Genomic DNA, 17,108 nt, shown 5'->3' with positions numbered 1-17,108 from the left:
CGCAGCCGATCACACCGTCCAGGTTGCCCAATAGCCTCAGGCTTCTATAGTGATCAGGTCCCCCTGCCCTTGCGGCCTGTTGTCGAGCGTTGTCCATGGTCAACACCGAACACCTGATCATTTGCGAGCACTGCGACTGCGTGTACGAAAAAGCCGTGCTGGCCAAACACCAGAAAACCTCGTGCGTGCGTTGCGGCGGCGTGCTCCAGCGTTTCAACGGTTTGACCGTCGAACAGCGCCTGGCACTGACCTTCACGGCGGCGATGCTGTGGCTGTTTGCCAATTTCTATCCGGTGATGAGCATCAGCCTCAAAGGCCTGAAAAACAGTGCGACGCTGTGGGATTCAGTGCTGGCGCTGAGTCAGGGGCCGATCACCTTCATAGCGATGGTCGCGGCGATTTCGATCATTATTGCCCCGGCATTTCAACTGGTCCTGCTGACCTGGGTGCTTAGCTTCGCCCTGTCATCGCGACGCGCACCGGGCTTCAAGGTGTGCATGCGCTGGCTGGAAACCCTGCGGCCGTGGAGCATGCTCGAAGTGTGCCTGCTGGGGGCGATGGTCGCGGTGTTCAAACTGGCGGGATTGCTCGACGTGTTGCCCGGCATCGGCCTGTTCGCATTGGCCGTGCTGAGTTTGATGATGATCAGGATTGCCGGCCGCGATATCCGCGACCTATGGGACATTCCATGAACCGACCCGCGACTGCCAGCGAACTCAACCTGTGCCTGTGCCACAGCTGTGGCCTGGCCTGCGACATGACCGACGAGCCACATGAATGCCCCCGTTGCGACGCGCCGCTGCATCGGCGCAAGACTAATTCACTGGCGCGCACCTGGGCCTACATGCTCGCGGCGCTGGCGTTTTACGTGCCGGCCAATCTGCTGCCGGTGATGAACACCACCATGCTTGGCAGCGGCGCCGACAGCACGATCATGAGCGGCGTGCTGGAGTTCTGGCAGCATGGCGCGTGGGACATCGCACTGATCATCTTTATCGCCAGTATCGCCGTGCCGGGCGTCAAGTTCGTCGCCCTGTCGCTGTTGTTGATCACTGTGCAACGCGACAGTGGCTGGGCACGCCGGGAGCGCTCGAAAATGTTCCGCTTCGTCGAGCTCATCGGCTACTGGTCAATGCTCGATGTGCTGGTGGTCGCACTGGTCGCAGCGTTGGTGAAGTTCCAGACACTGGGCGATATCGAACCGCGACCGGGCATCCTGTTCTTCGGCATGGTCGTGGTGCTGACCATGCTCTCGGCAATGAGCTTCGACCCTCGGCTGATCTGGGACAACGCTCCGGACGATGAACCACTCAGCGACGCAGAGCCGTCAGCAACACCTGCAACGGATGGCGCAGTGCCTGATCCGACTGGCGCTTGACCTGACTGCGGCAGGAATACCCCGTGGCCAACGCTTCACCCTGCTCTGCCGGCGCCGCCACCTGACGGGCCCACGACTGCTCGTAGATCACCGCTGAGGTTTCGCGGTTGCGCGCTTCGTGGCCGTAGGTCCCGGACATGCCGCAGCAACCGGTGGCTTGCGTGGCCAGTTTTAACCCTGCGCGCTCGAACACCTGTTCCCACTGCCGAGTCGCGGCCGGGGCGTTGGTTTTCTCGGTGCAATGGGCGAGCAGTCGGAACGAGGCGGTTTTATCCTGCGGCGCCTGCTCTGGCATGACCTTGAGCAACCATTCCTGCACCAGCGCCACCTCCGGGCATTGCTCCATGCCGGGGACTTTCAGGTATTCCTGGCGATACACCAGCGTCATCGCCGGATCGAGGCCCAGCAACGGCACACCGATGTCCGCCAATTCGCGCAACTGCCGGGCATTGCGCAGCGCCGCGCGGTTGAACGCCGAGAGGAAGCCCTGCACGTGCAGCGGCTTGCCGTTGGCGCTGAACGGCGCCAGATACACCTGATAACCCAGACGCGAAATCAGCTCGACCAGATCAGCCAACAGCGGCGCTTCGAAGTAACGCGTGAAGGCATCCTGCACGATGACCACACTGCGTTCGCGTTGCGCTGGAGTCAGCGCCACCAAGGTCGACACCGTCGCCGGTTGCACCTGCCAGCGGCGCATCGCCGCGTGGAAATCGAAGCGACTGAGCAACGGCACGTCGATCATGCCGCCGACGCGTTCCAGCAGCCCGCGAACCCATGCAGCGCCCATCAACCCGTTGTACAGCGCCGGAATCCGCGCCATGTACGGGATGCTGTATTCCAGCGAGGCGATCAGGTAATCCCGCGCCGGACGCAGATAACGACTGTGATACAGCTCGAGAAAGCGCGAACGAAACTCCGGCACATTGACCTTGACCGGGCACTGCCCCGCGCAGGATTTGCACGCCAGGCAACCGGCCATGGCGTCGTAGACTTCGTGGGAAAAGTCTTCGGCCTGCGCACGACTGTTGCGCCAGCGCTGCCACAACGTGCTGAAAAACGCCGGCTTGCGAATCGCCTCGGACAACACATCGACACCCGCCTCGCCCTGCAAACGCAGCCACTCGCGGATCAACGAGGCGCGACCCTTGGGCGATTGCGCACGCTCACGGGTGGCTTTCCACGACGGGCACATGGCGTCGTCGGGGTCAAAGTTGTAGCAGGCGCCGTTGCCATTGCAGTGCATGGCCGCGCCGTAGCTCTGCCAGACTTTTTCGTCTATCTGCCGATCCAGTTCACCGCGCAAAGTGACTTCGTCGATTTTCAGCAGCGCAGCGCCAGTGTTGGCCGGGGTGGCGATCTTGCCCGGGTTGAACTGGTTGAACGGGTCGAACGCGGCTTTCAAGGCTTGCAGCGCGGGGTAGAGTTCACCGAAGAAGGCCGGCGCATATTCCGAGCGCAAGCCTTTGCCGTGCTCGCCCCACAGAAGGCCACCGTAACGCTGGGTCAGCGCGGCGACGCCATCGGACACCGGACGCACCAGCGCCGCTTGCTGCGGGTCTTTCATGTCGAGGATCGGCCGCACGTGCAGCACGCCTGCATCGACGTGACCGAACATGCCGTATTGCAAACCGTGGCTGTCGAGCAGGTCGCGTAATTCGGCGATGTACTCGGCCAGATGCTGCGGCGGCACCGCAGTGTCTTCAACGAACGGCTGCGGCCGAGCTTCACCGGCAACGTTGCCGAGCAGACCTACTGCACGTTTGCGCATGCCATAGACTTTGTTCACCGCTGCGTGTCCGACCGCCAGCGTGTGGCCCAAACGCTCGACCGTGCGGTCGCTGCTCAAGTGCTCGACGAACGCCTCGACCCGGCGTTGCAGCTCTTCGGGATCTTCGCCGCAGAACTCCACCAGGTTGATGCCAAGGGTCGGCCGCTCGGCGCTTTCCGGGAAATACTCGGCGACGCCGTGCCAGACGATGTCCTGCATCGCCAGCAGCAAGACTTTCGAGTCAACGGTTTCGATCGACAAGGGTTTGAGCGCCATCAAGGCGCGGGCGTCGCGCAGTGCGTCCATGAACCCGGCGTAGCGGATATTCACCAACATTGTGTGCTTGGGGATCGGTAAGACATTCAGCCGCGCTTCGACGACAAATCCCAGCGAGCCTTCGGCACCGCACAGCACGCTGTTGAGGTTGAAGCGATTGTCCGCCTCACGCAGGTGTGCGAGGTCATAACCGGTCAGGCAACGGTTGAGATCGGGGAAACGCTGTTTGATCAGCTCGCCCTGCTCATCAATGATCTGCCGGGCGCAGCGATAGACTTCACCGACGCGATCTTCGCGGGCGCACAGGGCTTCGAGTTCGCTTTCCTCAAGAGGCAGACCGTGCAGACGCTCACCGCCGCGCAAGATCATGTCGAGTTCGAGCACATGGTCGCGGGTCTTGCCATAGGTGCAACTGCCCTGACCACTGGCATCGGTGTTGATCATGCCGCCGACGGTGGCGCGGTTGGAGGTCGACAATTCCGGGGCGAAAAACAGCCCGGCGGATTTCAGCGCGGCGTTGAGCTGATCCTTGACCACCCCGGCCTGCACCCGCACCCAGCGTTCCTCGACGTTGATTTCGAGGATGCGGTTCATGTGCCGCGACAGGTCGACGACAATACCGTCCGTCAGCGATTGGCCGTTGGTGCCGGTGCCGCCACCGCGCGGGGTGATCACCACTTGTTGATAGGCCGGCTCGGCGATCAGCCGCGCCACCCGTGCCACGTCATCAGCGTCCAGCGGAAACACCGCCGCTTGCGGCATGCGCTGATAGATCGAATTGTCGGTCGCCAGCACCACACGGCTGGCGTAATCGGCGCTGATTTCACCGCGAAAGCCGCTGGCTTTCAGGGCTTTGAGGAACTGCTGGTAATCGCTGGTCAGGGCTTTGGCGGGGGACAGCTGGGCAATCATCGGTCAGGTTATCTCGGTCAAATCGGGCCGCGTGGCGGTGAACAGTTGTACGCAACGAATGATTGCGTCAGGCTCCGCCATCTCATGGTGCCCATGTTCATTGCTGGTGAACGCCGGGACAACCGTAAATTCGACCCGCTATTGATGACTTTTACGAATGAATCCGCGCACGCTCACGCCTTCCATGTCGTTATTGCTGGCTTTCGAGGCCGCCGCACGCCACGAAAGCTACACCCGCGCTGCTCATGAACTGTCGCTGACGCAGAGTGCGGTCAGCCGTCAGGTGCAGATTCTCGAGAAAATGCTCGGCATGCGCCTGTTCACGCGCGAAGGCCGGCAAGTGGTGCTGACCGATGTCGGACGCATGTATCAGCGCGAACTTGCTGAAGCACTCGGGCAGATTCGCAGCGCGACGTTGCAGGCCATGGCGTTTGGTTCGGGCATTCACAGCTTGCGCCTGGCGACGCTGCCGACCTTCGGTTCGAAGTGGCTATTGCCGCGACTCAAGGATTTCTACACCGCGCACCCGGGCATGACCGTGCATTTGCATTCGCGGATCGAAGCGATCGACTTCGATACCAGCGAAATCGATGCGGCAATCTGTGTCGGCGGTGGTGACTGGCCGGGGCTGACCGCCCTGCCCCTGCACACGGAAGAATTGGTGGTGATTGCCAGTGCGCAGCTGTCCGACGCCGAACGCGACGACGCCGAACAACACATCGCCGGGCAACTGCTGCTCAATGTCAGCAGCAATGCCCAGGCGTGGGCGGAGTGGTTCAGCCATCAAGGTCTGCCGCACCGCAGCATGCGTATCGGGCCGAGCTTTGAAATGACTTCGCACTTGATTCAGGCAGTGCGGGCCAATATTGGCGTGGGGTTGGTGCCGCGGATTCTGGTTGAGGATGAGTTGTTGACGGGTGAGTTGCTGCAGCTGGGTGAGGCGATTACCAGTCGCCGCAGCTATTACCTGGTGTATCCGCCACGAAATGAGAATTTGCCGTCGTTGAAAGCGTTTCGGGATTGGCTGGTGCATACACTCTGAAGGAATGAGTCGCCCCCTTCGCGAGCAAGCTCGCTCCCACAAAGGATTTGTGAACGCCACAGATCAAATGTGGGAGCGAGCTTGCTCGCGAAGAGGCCAGCGAGCACGACATCAAAATCTCGGCTTTACCGCCCTCCAGTCCGGCTTGTAGCGCTGCATCTGCCGCACATCATCGCGCTGACGAATCCCGCACGTCAGGTACTGATCATGCAGCTTGCCCAACTGATCCCGGTCCAGCTCCAGCCCAAGCCCCGGCGCGCGGGTGATCTTCACGCAACCATCGACAATCGGCAGTTTGCCACCCTTGATCACCTCCTCATCCGGCTCCTGCCACGGGTAATGGGTGTCGCAGGCGTAATCCAGATTCGGCACCGCCGCCGCGACATGCGCCATCGCCATCAGGCTGATACCCAGGTGTGAATTGGAATGCATCGACACACCGAGACCGAACACATCGCACATCTTCGCCAGCGTCTGCGTGTCGCGCAGGCCACCCCAGTAATGGTGATCGGCAAGCACGATCTGCACACTGTTCTGCGCAACGCTGCGACGGAACTCGTCGAAATCGGTGACCACCATATTGGTCGCCAGCGGCAGACCAGTACGCTTGTGCAGTTCGGCCATGCCGTCGAGGCCCGGGGTCGGGTCTTCGTAATACTGCAAATCATCGCCGAGCAACTCGGCCATGCGAATCGAGGTTTCCAGCGACCAGTTGCCGTTCGGATCGATGCGCAACGGGTAACCGGGAAAAGCCTTTTTCAACGCTTTGATGCACGCCACCTCATGCTCCGGCGGCAAGGTGCCGGCCTTGAGCTTGATGCTCTTGAAACCGTACGCCTCGATCATCCGCGCGGCTTGCGCGACGATCTGCTGCTCGCTGAGCGCCTCGCCCCAATTGTCCGGTTTGTACGGCGAATCGACATGCTGCGCATACTTGAAGAACAGGTAGGCGCTGAACGGCACTTCATCGCGAATGGCACCGCCGAGCAGATCCACCAGCGGCACATTGAGGTAATGCGCCTGCAAATCGAGGAACGCCACTTCGAACGCCGAATAGGCATTGCTCACTGCTTTACTGGCGTGGGAACCGGGCGCCAGTTCGGCACCAGCAATGCTTGCAGGTTTGTTCGCGGCAACGGTGGCCTGCACGATCGCGCGCAACTGGTTGAGGTTGAACGGGTCGAGGCCGATCAACTGCGCCTGCAACTGCTGCTGGATCGCCAGCGCCGGGGCATCGCCATAGCTTTCGCCGAGGCCGATGTAGCCGTTATCGCTTTCGATCTCGATGATCGAGCGCAGGGCAAAGGGTTCGTGGATGCCGCTGGCGTTGAGCAGCGGCGGATCACGAAAGGCAATCGGGGTCACGGTGACACGGGTGATTTTCAAGATAACGCTCCTGACAGATCAACAATCAATTCAATGGCTCGCGGCCGGTCTGGCCGTCGCGACAACGGCGGTCTCGTCATGGGGCTTTGCCGGAGTTTTACCCTTGGCACCCGGGGCCGTGCGAGCAAAGAAGATCACCACCGCAGCGACCAGTGACGTCGCCGCCAGGCCATAAAGACCGCCCTCGATGGAGCCGGTGGTTTCTTCGAGGATGCCGAACGCCGTCGGTGCAACGAAGCCGCCGAGGTTGCCGATGGAGTTGATCAACGCGATCACTGCAGCGGCAATGCGCGCATCCAGATAGCTTTGCGGAATCGGCCAGAACAACGCCGACGCAGCCTTGAAGCCGATGGCGGCGAAACAGATGGCAACGAAGGCGAAGATCGGCCCGCCAGTGGTCGACATGAACATGCCGATCGCCGCGATCACCAGTGTCAGCGCGACCCAGGCCTGCTGGAATTTCCACTTGCCGGCCATCGCCGCGAAACCATACATAGCAACAATCGAAATGATCCACGGAATCGAATTGAGCAGGCCGACCTGGAAGTCACCGAGGTTGCCCATCTTCTTGATCATGCTCGGCAGCCAGAACGTCGCGCCGTAAATGGTCAGGGCAATGGAGAAGTAGATGAAACAGAACAGCGCAATCTGCCGATCCGCCAACAGCTTGAACATCGACGGTTTGGCCACTTGCACCGCCTCACGAGCGCGCTGCTCTTCGGCAATTGCCGCCACCAGCGCTTCGCGTTCCTCTTCGCTCAGCCACTTGGCCTGACGCGGATGCGATTGCAGCCAGAACCAGACAAATGCGCAGAGCACCACCGATGCGGCACCCTCGATCAGGAACATCCACTGCCAGCCATGCAAACCCAGGCCACTGATATGCAGCAACGCACCGGACACCGGGCCGGAGATCACCGAAGCAATCGCCGAACCGCTGAGAAACACCGCCATGGTCTTGCCGCGCTCGGAGGCTGGCAGCCATTGGGTGAAGTAATAAATGATCCCCGGAAAGAACCCTGCTTCGGCCGCGCCGAGAATAAAGCGCAGCACATAGAAACTGGTTTCACCTCTAACGAACGCCATGGCCATGGCGGCCGCGCCCCAGGTGAACATGATCCGCGTCAGCCAGACCCGTGCGCCGTAACGTTGCAGCAGCATGTTGGACGGCACTTCGAACAGCGCGTAGCCAACGAAGAACAAACCGGCACCGAGGCCGTAAGCCGCCGCACCGATGCCCAGATCGGTTTCCATGTGACTGCGCACAAAACCGATGTTGACCCGATCGATGTAGTTGACGATGAACATCACCACGAACAGCGGCAGCACGTGGCGCTTGACCTTGGCGGCGGCACGGGCAAGCACCGTGACGTCCAGCGGACTCTGGAGGGTTTTCAAGGGGCGACTCCCGATCTTGTTTTTTTAGGGATGGCGTAAAGCGATGGGTCGATCATGGACGGCGATCATTGATCCCGTCTAATCTAACTTGGCATTCGATTGATACCCGGATTAGATCAATGTTCGAACTGACTCAACTGCGCTGCTTCACCACGGTCGCCACCGAACTCAACTTTCGCCGCGCCGCTGAGAGACTGAACATGACCCAGCCGCCACTGAGCCGGCAGATTCAGTTGCTTGAGCATCACCTCGGCGTCGAACTGTTTACCCGCAGCACTCGCAGCGTCGCGCTAACGGCTGCCGGTCGGGCGTTCTTCGTCGAAGCACAGAACCTGCTGGAGCGCGCACAGCAAGCAGCCGTCACTGCCCGACGGTTCGCAGAGGGCGACATCGGTACGGTGAATATCAGTTTTGTCGGCAGCGCGGTGTATGAATTTCTGCCTAAGGTGATTGCCGAGGCGCGCCTGAAACAACCGCAGGTGAAAATTGATCTGTCGGAAATGAACACTTACCAGCAACACGAAGCCCTGCGCGCGCGACGCATCGATTTGGGCATCGCCCGTGCGCCGCTATTGGAGCCTGGCTACGCGACTGAATGCCTGGTGCGCGAACCGTTTGTACTGGCGGTGCCGAGCGGACACCCATTGGCGTCGGCGGCTGAAGTGGCGGTCAGTGATCTGGATAAACAACCGTTCCTGATGTACTCCCATGCCGCGTATCCGCCATTCAACGAATTGCTCACCGGAATGCTGCGCTCGGCTCGGGTTGCGCCGGATTATGTGCAGTGGCTGGGCTCATCGTTGACGATTCTGGCACTGGTGAATGCCGGGATGGGCCTCGCGCTGGTACCGCGCTGCGCCACCAGTGTGGTGTTCAGGAATGTGGTGTTCCGCGACATTGATCTGGGTGAAGGCGTGCAGAGCGAGCTGCATCTGATCTGGCGCGAGAACAACGACAACCCGGCGTTTGCGATGTTGCTGGAAGCGATTCGCCGGGCGGTGGCTGAGGGGTGGGGCCAGGTGACTGGCGACGCTGATTAGCGCTTTGGCGGTGGAGGCGCACTGGGTCCTTTAACCAGGGGTTTTGCCAATGGCTTACCGTCTGGGCCTACAAATAGGCGCGCGATGTGAGGTGGAATTGGGGTTGGTTCTTTGGCACTCATAATAAATCCTCCTTGACGGAACTGAATTCGACCCACTGAACTTTCGAGGAATCTATCACCAATAATTCGGCGCCAAAAGGGAGCGCCAAGCCATCATCACCAAGCCAGTGGGGATTTAACACGATGAACTGTCCTTCCGATGGTCCGGTGGGCCACTCCAGCGGCCAGCCAAACAATCGCCGCTCATCACTCAGATGCAAAGTAACAAGGCGATCGTGCCCCTCAAAAGCGCTGTACCACTCGCTGGGATGGGAGTTTTTCCGCGTCAGATTTCGTTTGCGTAGCGACGCATGCAACACCCCATTTGAAGCCAAGTAACAGGAAAGGCCGCCGAGATATACTGAAACAATAAAGGCCCACAAAGCCTCGGCCCGAGCATCCCACTTCCCTACAGAAAATCCTTTCGAACCCACCCAAAGACACAGAGTGCCAATCCCCAATACCGCGCCCTGAATCACAAATGTAAAAATCAGCGCCTGGACAATCTGCCCGAACGTATCGGGTCGTCTGAAAGCCGTCAGCGAATAAAAAATCCACGCCGACAAAAAACCGGGAATCAGGTACTGCAACAGCGGAATTACTTCTTTGACCAGATCATCCATGATCCGAGGCTCCTTGAAAGACCGGCCGATCTGACTATCGACCGCCCCCCAAAAGCCTAGTGCACACGGCTGAAAACCCTCACGCGCAACTGTCACCACTCATTACGCATCCTGCAAAATCAGATCCGCGCCCTTCTCCGCCACCATCAACACCGCCGCGTGAGTATTGCCCGATGTCACGTTCGGAAAGATCGACGCATCAACAATCCGCAGCCCTTGGAAACCGTGCACCTTCAGCCGCTTGTCGACCACCGACGTCTGCTCGTCAACGCCCATCGCGCACGAACCGCAGAGGTGATAGATCGAGCCACAGTTATCGCGGAAGTACTGCAACATCTGTTCGTCTGTTTCTACCGCCGGCCCAGGCAAAACCTCGTCAACGGTAATGGCCTTTAGCGCCGGCGCATTCATGATCTTGCGCATCAGGCGACTGCCTTGTATCACCTCGTCGATATCCTTTTGCGTGCTCAGGTAATTCGGATCGATCAGCGCCGCATCCCGGGGATTTTTCGAGGCGATTTCGATATACCCACGGCTGGTCGGCCGGCACGGATTGAAGCACAGCAGAAAGCCGGAATACGGCTCAGGCTTGAGGCTGGCCTTGTTGTTTTTCGGGATCTGGTACGACAGCGGGTTGAAATACAGCTGCAGGTTCGGGTGATTCTGCTGCGCGTCGCCACGGAAGAAACCACCGGCCTGATTGACGCTCATGGCCAAGGCGCCCTTGCGCGTCAGCAGGTATTTCACGCCGAGTTTGAACTGACCGAACAGCGAACTCAGTTCATCGTTGAGCGTCGGGATATTGGCCTTGTAGTAATAGCTGGCGCACAGGTGATCCTGGAGGTTCTGCCCGACTGCCGGCAGGTGTTTGACCAAGGGAATCTGATGTTTGGCCAGAAGCTCACGATCCGCCACGCCGGACAGTTGCAGGATCTTCGGTGTGTCGACGGCACCTGCACACAAGATCACTTCCTTGCGTGCAGTAAAGGTTCGTACCACGCCATGCTGAGTAATCGAGATCCCGGTCGCCTGTTGTTGCGCGTCATCAAACAACACCCGATCCACCAGCGCGAAGTGCTCGACCGTCAGGTTCGGCCGCTTCAGTGCTGGATGCAGATGCGCGAAGCTGCTGGAGCAGCGCTGACCGTTCTTGGTGTTGACGTCGTAGAGACCCGCCCCTTCGAACTTCGCTCCGTTGAAATCTTCACTGCGCGGATAGCCAAGTTCCGAGCAGCCCTCAAGAAACACATCGCAGATCGGGTGAGTCTGGCCCTTCATCGGCGTAATACTGATCGGGCCGCTGCCACCGTGATATTCGCTGTCACCCAATGGATGATTTTCCAGTTTGCGGAAGTACGGCAACACGTCCTTGAAGCCCCAACCGTCGTTGCCATTGGCGGCCCAATCATCAAAATCATGAGCCTGGCCGCGCACGTAGATCATCGCGTTGATCGAGCCGGAGCCGCCCTGCACCTTGCCGCGCGGTGCGTAGATTTCGCGGTTGCTCAGTTGTTTCTGTGGCTGGCTGTAATACATCCAGTTGAAGGTCGGGTTGTAATACATTTTGGCGAAGCCGACTGGAATCTTGAACCACAGGGAACTGTCCTTGCCGCCCGCTTCCAGCAACAGCACGGTGTATTGGCCCGAGGCCGAGAGCCGGTTGGCCAGCACGCAGCCAGCGGCGCCGGCGCCAGCGATGATGTAGTCGTATGTCATGCACGGTTACCGCGTAAGTCGTTGTACAAAATTCGCCGCCCTTGTGGGAGCGAGCTTGCTCGCGAAGACTGCCTGTCAGCTCGCATTTTCATTGCCTGACACCCCGTCGGTTCGCGAGCGAGCTCACGCCCACAGGGGACTGGCCTGGCAATCAAAGCCTGTGTCAGCCGCGAGCTGGTGAGCTGTCTTTCACGTCCACCGGGGTCGGCGCCATCTGCAGGTGCAAACGCTCGCCGGTGTACGGCGAATGCTTGCGCACCACGTCCATGTTCAGCTCAACCCCCAGGCCCGGCTCGGTGGACGGAATGATGTAGCCGTCCTCCCACTGCAACGGTTTGGTCAGCACTTGCGCGTGGAAGCCACCCCACGTCTCGATGCTTTCCTGAATCAGGAAATTCGGCGTACAGGTCGCCAACTGGAAACTCGCCGCCGCGCCAATCGGCCCGTTGTACAAGTGCGGGGCGATTTGCGCGTAGTAGGCTTCGGCCATGCTGGCGATCTTCTTGGCTTCGAGCAGACCGCCGCAGCGTGCCACGTTCATCTGCAGAATCGACGCGCCGCCAGCCTGCAACAGCTTGAAGAATTCGTACTTGGTGGTCAGGCGCTCGCCAGTGGCGATCGGGATGCTGGTCTTCGCCGCGACCTGCGCCATGGCCTCTTCCTGTCCCGGCGGCACAGGCTCTTCGAACCACAGCGGGTCGTATTTCTCCAGACGCTTGGCCAGGCGGATTGCCGACGAGGGCACCATCTGCCCGTGGGTACCGAAGAGCAGGTCGCACTTGTCGCCGACTGCTTCGCGAATCTTGCGGCAGAAGGTTTCGCATCGCTCCAGCACTTCCAGCGAAATCTGGTGCCCGGAGTACGCGGTGTAAGGGCCGGCCGGATCAAACTTCACGGCGGTGAAGCCTTTGTTCATGTTCTCTATCGCGCACTCGGCGGCCAGATCCGGGTCGTCGTAGTCGTACTCGCCACGGCTGTTGACCGGGTACAGGTAGGTGTAGGAACGCAGACGTTCATTGACCTTGCCGCCGAGCAACTCGTAAACCGGTTTGTTCGCGGCTTTGCCGATGATGTCCCAGCAGGCCATCTCCAGACCGCTGACCACGCCCATCATGGTCAGATCGGGACGCTGGGTGAATCCGCTGGAATACGCCTGGCGAAAGAAGCGCTCGATGTGGTGCGGATCGTGATTGAGCAGGTAGCGTTCGAACACGTCCTCAATGATCGGCAACATGGCTTTCGGGCCGAAGGTCGCGGCGTAGATCTCGCCGACACCTTCAATGCCACAATCGGTCTTCAGCTTGACGAACAGCCAGTACATGCCGCCGATGTGCGGTGGCGGTACGGCAACGATATGGGTTTCAAGGGCGATGATTTTCATCTCAGGCACCTGCTTTTTTCGAAGATTGACGATTGATTCGGGCACGCAAGGTCACGGCAGCGAGGGTGCCGATCAGACCGATAGTCGCGATGTAGCCGAAGTAGAGCTTGTAGCCGAGGGCGCCGGGAAAGTGCTCGGTGAGGTAGCCGTTGATCAGCGGGATAAAGGCATCCGGCATGTAACCGACCACCGAGACGATACCGATGGCCAGACCGGTGATGCGCAGCGGAATGTTGCAGCTGTCGAGAATCGCCCAGTACAGACCACGAATCGCGTAAGTCATCAGGCCGATGAAAATCACCGTGGCAATCAACAGGCCAATGCTGTTGAGCGCGGGGAATACGATAAGCCCGACGATGGCCAGACTGGCCAGCAGCAGCGCGACGATCAGCACCGAGATATTCGAGAACCTGTCGCCCAGCCAGCCGCCACCGATGCCGCCGATCGGGCGCATCCACAACTTGATCGTGGTGATGGTGCCGGCCATGACCGCCGTCATGCCGCTGCCTTGCAAGTAATCGGAGAAACTGTAGGTCGCCCAGAAGATGTGATACCCGCAGAACACGATGGCGGTCACCAGCCACAGCTCCGGGATCTTCACCAGCGTGCCCAGATCGCTGAGCAGATTGAACTTGCCCTTCTCCACCGAGGGCGTGTCTTCCATCGACTTCGGGTCCTTGATCAGCACCAGCAAGCAGCCGATGGCGATACAGGTGAAGGCATACAGATAAACCACGTGTTTGAAGCCTTCGGCGGTCGACTCGCCCCGTGTCTCCGTGGCAAACGCGAACAGACCCAGCGCGACCGTCGCCAGCAACGCCTCAACCAGCCCGCGACCACCGTCGAGAATCCCGAAGAACCGGCCCTGTTCCGTGTGATGAGCAATCATCTTCACGCGCTTGAGCACCGAGGCCCAAAAGGTCAAACCGGTGGTCACCCCCCAGCAACCGAAGATGATCATCAGCCCGCTCATCGACGGTGCCGTCGAGTACCACAGGCCCAGAGCACCGGTAGCCACCAGCGAGAAGAAAATCAGAAAGCGCGGCGCAATGCGGTCGGCCAGCCAACCGCTAGGCAAGTAGCTGAGCAGAAAAATCGTGCCGAGCATCGAGTACAGATACCCCAGCTCGCTGTGGTTGATCTGGAACACCTCGAGCATGGTCGTTTGATAGACCTGACGAAGATAGAGAATCGGATAGATTGCGCCGGCGGCGAGCACCAGCAACATCAATTGGAAATAGCGACTTCCCTTGTCGCTCTGGCTTTTCACAACCGACGTGGAACCCTGAACAGCGGCAGCAGAGGATGCATGCTTGGACATTGAAGTGACCTCGGGCGACCCGTGCTCCGGGCGCCCCTGATAATTGTTTTTATAGGTGCAGCGTGAGGCGTGTTGCGGTGGATCAGTACTTCATGACCACGAGTCGGGTCTGGGTGAATTCGAGCATGCCGTGCTTGCCGTCATCGCCGCCCAGGCCCGAGCGTTTCCAGCCGGCGTGGTAGCCCTGATACGGGTCGGCCGGGGTGCGATTGACGTACAACTCGCCGGCCTCGATGGCGTTGGCGACTTTCTGTGCGGTGCGGTAGTTCTCGGTGTAGAGCACCGACGACAGACCGAACTGATGATCGTTGGCCATGGCCAGCGCTTCGTCGATGTCGCGGTATTTGAGTACCGGCAGCACCGGGCCGAAGATTTCTTCCTGAACGATTTCCATGTCCTGACGGCAACCGCTGAGCAGCGTCGGCGGGTAGAAATGCCCCGGGCCTTGCGGCAGCACGCCACCGCTTTCGAGGATTGCGCCGTCAGCGATGGCGCGCTCGACCAAAGCATGGATGTTCCGCTGCGAACTGGCGTTGACCAGCGGTCCCATCAGGTTGGCGTCGGTGGCGCGGTCGCCGAATTTCACTTCAGCGATTTTGGCCTTGAGCAGTGCGAGGAACCGGTCGTAGACACTTTCCTGCACATAGACACGCTCTACCGCCGTGCACAACTGACCGCAATGCGTGGTTTTCGACGCGATGATTGCTGTCGCGGCCGCTTCCAGGTCGGCATCCGCTTCGATGATCGCCGGGGTCTTGCCACCCAGTTCCAGCGAAGGTTTGGCGATGTTTGCCTTGCAATAATCGAGAACGATGCGCCCGGCGTTGACGCTGCCGGTCAGGGTAATAAGGCCCACGGCCTTATGGGTGCAAACGGCCGCTGCCGTGGCGTGATCCATGGTCAGGATGTTGATCACACCGGCCGGCATGCCCGATTGCTGCACCGCTTTGGCAATTTCAAATGCCGAGGTCGGTGTGTTGTTGCTCGGGCGCACCACCACGGTGTTACCGGCGATCAGCGCCGGGGCGATTTTGCGCAGCAACGTGTAAACCGGGTAGTTGAACGGGATCAGGCAGGCAACCACGCCGATCGGCTCACGGTGCAGAAACAGGTTTTCGTCAGGGCTGTCGCTGGGAATGATTTCGCCTTCGATACGGCGCGCCCACTCTGCGTGGTAGCGAGTGATCTGCGCGGCGTAACGGGCTTCGTTGCTGGCATCGCTAACGCTTTTGCCGGATTCGGCGGCCAGTGCGGCACCGATGGTTTCAGCGCGATCTTCAAGGGCGGTGGCCAAGGCTCGCAGATGTTCGGCGCGCTCGATACTGGTGAGTTTGCCCCAGACCTTTTGTGCCGCTGCCGCTGCATCGACCGCCGCGGTGGCTTCTTCGGCGGTGGCACCCGACACATGGCCGAGCAACGCTTCGGTGGCAGGGTTGTAGACCGCGATCAACGCCGCGCTGGCAGGCTCGATAAATTGGCCGTTAACAAAATTTCGCTCGATTCGCATGTGCATCGCCCATCGTTTGTTTTTATCAATGCCACCAGTCTTGTCATCGATGGCGGGTTGAACAAACGATTTATCGGGCGGTTAAACATTCGAAAAATGCAGGTTACCCCCGCATCGGCACAAATCCCCTGTAGGAGTGAGCCTGCTCGCGATGGCGGTGTGTCAGCCACCTATTTTTCGCTGATACACCGCCATCGCGAGCAGGCTCACTCCTACAAGGGAATCTGGGCTGATTCAGATAGCAGCGGTCGAGGGCTCTAACTGGCGCTGCGCCAGCCAGATTTCCTCTTGCAGCCATTGCGAAAAAACCTGCAACTGCGGCATCTCGGTCTGCTCCGGCCGGGTCACCAGCCAATACGACTGGTGTCCCTCCACATGCACATTGAGCACTTGCGTCAACTGCCCGCTGGCCAGTTCCGCAGCGACCATATGCCAGTCGGCTATGGTAATGCCCAGACCATCGGTCGCCGCCCGAATCGCCAGATCCAGCAGATCGAACTCGTAGCCGCCCTGGGTATCCACGCCGGTGATCCGCGCCGCATCGAGCCAATGTTTCCAGGTCAGATAACGCTGATCCTCTTTGGCCAATACGTGCAACAACGTCAGGCGATTGAGATCAATGCCCGACTCGCCACTTTCGCGGGCATACAGAGAGGGGGCGCACACGGCGATATGGCGCTCCTGAATCAACAATGAACTGTCGAGACCGTCCCACTCGCCGTCGCCAAAACGGATCGCACAATCGAGCGTACTGGTTTCCGCAAGGCTGTCCTGCAAGCGCGTGGTGATGCTCAATTCCAGCTCCGGATGCTGTTCGCGCAGACGCCCCAGACGTGGCATCAACCAGCGGCTGGTAAAGGTTGGCGGTGCGTTGACGTGCAAGCGGTTGGAGTGGGTTTTCTGCTGAATGCTGCGCACTGTCAGCTCAATCTTGTCGAATGACTGGTGCAATGCCCGCAGGAGGATCTTGCCGGCACCGGTCAGCTCCAAATGGTGATGGCGGCGCTCCAGCAAACTTTCGCCGAGCTGTTCTTCCAATTGCCGCACCTGCCGGCTGACGGCGCTTTGGGTGACATTGAGCAACTCGGCGGCGCGGGTAAAACTACCGGTGCTGCCGGCCACCTCGAACGCTTTGAGTGCGTTCAGGCCGGGCATTTTGCGTTTCATATCAAGGCACTCGAAAACCACTGACAGGGCACAAAGCATCCCACGACTGTGCCGGACTGTCCTACAGGAATTTCCGAGTAACATGCATT

The 17,108-nt window shown here is 59.8% G+C and carries 13 protein-coding genes; 4 read left to right on the top strand and 9 right to left on the bottom strand.

Going from position 1 to position 17,108, the window contains the following annotated elements; all coding sequences use genetic code 11:
* Positions 1-95: 95 nt before the first annotated feature.
* Both CLU80_RS25470 and CLU80_RS25465 read left to right on the top strand, forming a co-directional pair.
* Positions 96-692, top strand: a complete 597-nt coding sequence (locus CLU80_RS25470) for a paraquat-inducible protein A (protein ID WP_099758729.1) — start codon at positions 96-98, stop codon at positions 690-692.
* Positions 689-1,378, top strand: a complete 690-nt coding sequence (locus tag CLU80_RS25465) for a paraquat-inducible protein A (protein ID WP_095125707.1) — start codon at positions 689-691, stop codon at positions 1,376-1,378. Before CLU80_RS25470 ends, CLU80_RS25465 begins: the two co-directional genes overlap by 4 nt.
* On the opposite strand, the gene ydiJ is transcribed toward CLU80_RS25465, so the two are convergent.
* Positions 1,311-4,337, bottom strand: coding sequence for a D-2-hydroxyglutarate dehydrogenase YdiJ (gene ydiJ / locus CLU80_RS25460; RefSeq protein ID WP_099758728.1), 3,027 nt, complete (start codon positions 4,335-4,337; stop codon positions 1,311-1,313). The two genes, CLU80_RS25465 and ydiJ, sit on opposite strands and share 68 nt — an antisense overlap.
* A 157-nt stretch (positions 4,338-4,494) precedes the next feature.
* Here ydiJ and CLU80_RS25455 point away from each other — a divergent pair, with 157 nt between their 5' ends.
* Complete coding sequence (locus CLU80_RS25455; RefSeq protein ID WP_099758727.1) at positions 4,495-5,379, top strand: LysR substrate-binding domain-containing protein; 885 nt, start codon at positions 4,495-4,497, stop codon at positions 5,377-5,379.
* Between the two features lie 111 nt (positions 5,380-5,490).
* On the opposite strand, the gene CLU80_RS25450 is transcribed toward CLU80_RS25455, so the two are convergent.
* Both CLU80_RS25450 and CLU80_RS25445 read right to left on the bottom strand, forming a co-directional pair.
* Positions 5,491-6,765, bottom strand: a complete 1,275-nt coding sequence (locus tag CLU80_RS25450; protein WP_099758726.1) for a glucarate dehydratase family protein — start codon at positions 6,763-6,765, stop codon at positions 5,491-5,493.
* 30 nt (positions 6,766-6,795) lie between these two features.
* Complete coding sequence (locus CLU80_RS25445; protein WP_093437454.1) at positions 6,796-8,163, bottom strand: MFS transporter; 1,368 nt, start codon at positions 8,161-8,163, stop codon at positions 6,796-6,798.
* Positions 8,164-8,282: 119 nt separating this feature from the next.
* Between CLU80_RS25445 and CLU80_RS25440 the strand changes: the two genes are divergently transcribed.
* Positions 8,283-9,203 (top strand): LysR family transcriptional regulator, encoded by a 921-nt coding sequence (locus tag CLU80_RS25440; RefSeq protein ID WP_099758725.1) that lies wholly within the window; start codon positions 8,283-8,285, stop codon positions 9,201-9,203.
* 118 nt (positions 9,204-9,321) lie between these two features.
* Here CLU80_RS25440 and CLU80_RS25435 read toward each other — a convergent pair whose 3' ends face one another.
* The 6 genes from CLU80_RS25435 to CLU80_RS25410 form a co-directional block, all read right to left on the bottom strand.
* On the bottom strand, positions 9,322-9,927 hold the full coding sequence (locus tag CLU80_RS25435; RefSeq protein ID WP_099758724.1) for a DUF6338 family protein: 606 nt from the start codon (positions 9,925-9,927) through the stop codon (positions 9,322-9,324).
* 102 nt (positions 9,928-10,029) lie between these two features.
* The gene (locus tag CLU80_RS25430; RefSeq protein ID WP_099758723.1) at positions 10,030-11,643 is read right to left on the bottom strand and encodes a GMC family oxidoreductase; all 1,614 of its coding nucleotides are present in this window, start codon (positions 11,641-11,643) and stop codon (positions 10,030-10,032) included.
* A 163-nt stretch (positions 11,644-11,806) separates the two neighbouring features.
* The gene (locus CLU80_RS25425) at positions 11,807-13,024 is read right to left on the bottom strand and encodes a mandelate racemase/muconate lactonizing enzyme family protein (protein ID WP_093437436.1); all 1,218 of its coding nucleotides are present in this window, start codon (positions 13,022-13,024) and stop codon (positions 11,807-11,809) included.
* Position 13,025: 1 nt separating this feature from the next.
* Positions 13,026-14,345 carry an MFS transporter gene (locus tag CLU80_RS25420; protein ID WP_099758722.1) on the bottom strand — a complete coding sequence of 440 codons (1,320 nt, stop codon included), beginning with the start codon at positions 14,343-14,345 and terminating at the stop codon, positions 13,026-13,028.
* Between the two features lie 82 nt (positions 14,346-14,427).
* A complete protein-coding gene (aldA, locus tag CLU80_RS25415) occupies positions 14,428-15,852 on the bottom strand; it encodes an aldehyde dehydrogenase (RefSeq protein ID WP_099759411.1) in 1,425 nt (474 codons plus the stop codon).
* A gap of 234 nt (positions 15,853-16,086) precedes the next feature.
* Positions 16,087-17,019 (bottom strand): LysR substrate-binding domain-containing protein, encoded by a 933-nt coding sequence (locus CLU80_RS25410; protein WP_099758721.1) that lies wholly within the window; start codon positions 17,017-17,019, stop codon positions 16,087-16,089.
* Positions 17,020-17,108 lie beyond the last annotated feature (89 nt).

Source organism: Pseudomonas sp. 29, assembly GCF_002754355.1.
In the GTDB taxonomy this organism is placed as follows: Bacteria; Pseudomonadota; Gammaproteobacteria; order Pseudomonadales; family Pseudomonadaceae; genus Aquipseudomonas; species Aquipseudomonas neuropathica.
This window is presented reverse-complemented; position numbering and strand designations above follow the sequence as displayed.